The 2,992-nt window shown below is 75.0% G+C and carries 1 protein-coding gene; it reads right to left on the minus strand.

The window, feature by feature from the left end; all coding sequences use genetic code 11:
- Nucleotides 1–173 precede the first annotated feature (173 nt).
- Nucleotides 174–2,992 (minus strand): UvrD-helicase domain-containing protein (locus tag E7Z54_RS03755; RefSeq protein WP_136431668.1); only part of this gene is annotated, 2,819 nt, incomplete at its 5' end.

Below are 2,992 nucleotides of genomic sequence, written 5' to 3' on the forward strand. Positions count from 1 at the left end.
CGCGACCGCCAGCCGGACCGACTCGTCGGGCTCCCCGGCCAGCTCGGCGGTGCGGGTGGCCACGTGGACGTCGGCCGCCGTCAGCACCCCGGCCTCGTTGAACGCCGCGAGCATCCCACCGGCCCCGCGGGCGAGTCGCGCGTCGGCCGGGCCGTCGGACTCCCAGAGCTCGATCATCGGGACACCACCTCGCCGTCGAGCAGGTCGGACAGCTCGAGCACGAGCGCCGCCGGCGGCCGCCAGGAGAACACTCCGGCGGGATGCCCGCCGGTCACCGGGGTGTCCGGTCCGCACATCCCGCGCAGGTAGAGGTAGAGCACACCGCCGAGGTGCCGCTCCGGGTCGTAGCCGGCCAGCCGCCACCGTAGGTAGCGATGCACCACGACCGAGTAGAGCAGTGCCTGGAGCGGGTAGTGCGAGTGCAGCATCGCCTCGCCGAGCTCGGCGGGTCCGTAGTCGTCCGCCGTCGACGGCACGCCCTGCGCGCCGAGCCGGTTGGTCTTGTAGTCCACCACCAGGTAGCGGTCTTCGACGTCGCCCGGAACCCGCAGCACGACGTCGACCGAGCCCGACAGATAGCCCCGCAGCGCCTGGTCCCCGAGCGCCGGCTGCTCCAGCCGGTCGGCGTACGGCAGCAGCGGGTCAGCGGCGGGCAGGTGGTGCCGGAGCAGCGCGGCGACGTCGCGAAGCCGCGCTTCGCCTGCCCCCTCGGAGCGCACACCGCGCCCCTTCGCGGCGCCGACTGCGCCCCTTCGCGAGTCACCTCCGGCGAGCGGCAGCTCGAAGTCCAGCTCCCGCAGCCGGTCACGCAGGGGGATCTCGGCGAGCGTCAGCCCCGGCGCGAGGGGGCCGAGCGGGGAGTGCAGGACCGGCACCAGGGCCTCGGCGATCGCGGCCGGCTCCGCCGGGACGTACCACCAGCGCAGCTGCTCGGCGACGTGCCGGCGCAGCTCGGCCTCCAGGTCGGGCGCGTCGGGGTCGGTGTGCTCGAGGACCGCGTGCACGAGCGAGCCGAAGGTCGCGCCGGCTGGCAGGTCGGCCATGGGCGAGGCCGGGCCGCGGGCCGCGACGGCCTCGATCGCCATGAGGTCGACCAGGTCCGGCAGATCCGGCGCCGTGCTGTCGGGCTCGTCCTCACGCCCGACCACCTCGGGCTCGGAGCCGACCCCGGCCTCCTCCTCCGCGCGGATCAGCCCGGAGTACGACGTCCGCCGCCACTCGGTGTCGACCACCCGGTCGAAGATGCGGACCTCCAGCGACTCCGCCTCCTCCGGGGTGACGGTGGCGGTGCCGTCCGCGATCTCCGCGACCTCCGCGGCGGGCCCTCCGAGCTCCTCGATGAGGCCGAGCACGCGGGCGGCGTACTCGTCGTCGCGCACCGCCATCGACGCGGGCACCTCGGCGACGCCGGGCTGTCGCCCGAAGAGCAGCCGGTGCAGGCCGCCGGTGGTGGTGTTGGTCGTGGGCGCCCACCAGGTGACGACCTGCGACTGCGCGCGGGTCAGGGCGACGTACAGGTCGCGGAGCTCCTCGCCGAGCTCTTCCTCCTGGTGGCGGCGGACGTTGCCGTCCCAGCCGGCTCCCCCGCCACTCACGTCCAGCGTGCGCCGGCCCTGCTCGTCGTGGAACCGCGCGACGTCGACCGGGAACTGGTAGAGCTGGTAGGCGAACGGCAGGTAGGTGACGGGGTACTCCAGTCCCTTGCTGCCGTGGACCGTGACGATCTGCACCGCGGCGGCGTCGGAGTCCAGCCGGCGCGGCCGCTCGCTGGCGCCGACCCGCCGTCGCTCGTCGCGGAACCACTCGAGCAGCGCGGTCAGTCCCAGGTCGTCACGCACCGAGATCTCGTGCAGCAGCTGGCCGAGGTGCCGCAGGTCGGTCAGCAGCCGTTCGCCGTCGACCCGGCCGAGGAGGCGCGGGGTGAGGCCGCGCTCCTCCGCGGCCTCGACCAGCGCGGCGACGCCCCGACCGCGGAGCAGGAGCGCCCAGCCGCGGAGCGTGTCGGCCACCCGGCCGGTGAGAGCCTCGCCCTCGGCGTCGAGCTCCTCGGCGGTGCGGCCGAAGAAGGACGTCAGGGCGGCCGCGCGGACCAGGCCGGAGCGGTGCGGCGCCTCCATCGCGGCGAGCAGGGTGAGCCACTCGTCGCCGGCGGGGGTGAGGAACACGTCGCCGCCGCCGGCCATCACCGCCGGGATCCCGCGGGCCTGGAGGGCACGCTGCACGAGCAGACCGTGGTCGCGGATGGACACGATCACCGCGACCTGCCCGGCTTCGAGCCGCACGCCGCACCAGGTGGCACCCGAGCCGAGCAGCCGGGCGATGTCGGCCGCGCAGTCGTCGGCGATGAACGCGCGCGCATCCCGGGCGTTGACCAGACCACCCTTGTTGAGGGCGAAGCCGGCGTCTCGCGGCACCCGTCGGACCCGGAACGGCGCGTCCGAGGGCGCCCCCTTCAGGCGACTGCCGCGGTGGTGCGCCTCGACCGGGCGTACGACGATCTCCGGGTCGCCCAGCGCGGCGCCGCTCAGCGGCACCAGCAGGCTCCGGACCAGGGGCTCGTCGCTGCGCCGGTTGGTGGCGAGCGTGGCCTGCGTGGTGGCGGCCCTCGCTGCGGTCAGGTAGGTGACCACGTCGCCGCCGCGGAAGCCGTAGATCGCCTGCTTCGGGTCCCCGATCAGCACCATCGTGGCGTGACCGGTGAACGCTCGGTCGAGCACGGCCCACTGCACCGGGTCGGTGTCCTGGAACTCGTCGACGAGCACGATCCGCCACCGCTGTCGCATCCGCGCACGCGCCGGGGAGTCGTCGCTCTCGAGCGCCTCGGCGAGCCGGCTCAGCAGGTCGTCGTAGGACAGGACACCGAGCCGGCGCTTGCGGCGCTCGATCTCGGACCGTACGGCGGCGGCGAACTCGGCGCGCGCGACGCCGCCCGGGGATTCCGGGTCGGCCGCGGCGAGCACTGCCTGGGGGTCACCCACGGCGGTGCGCGCCA

The sequence above is a fragment of the Nocardioides sp. genome, assembly GCF_004803405.1.
Lineage (GTDB): Bacteria > Actinomycetota > Actinomycetes > Propionibacteriales > Nocardioidaceae > Nocardioides > Nocardioides vastitatis.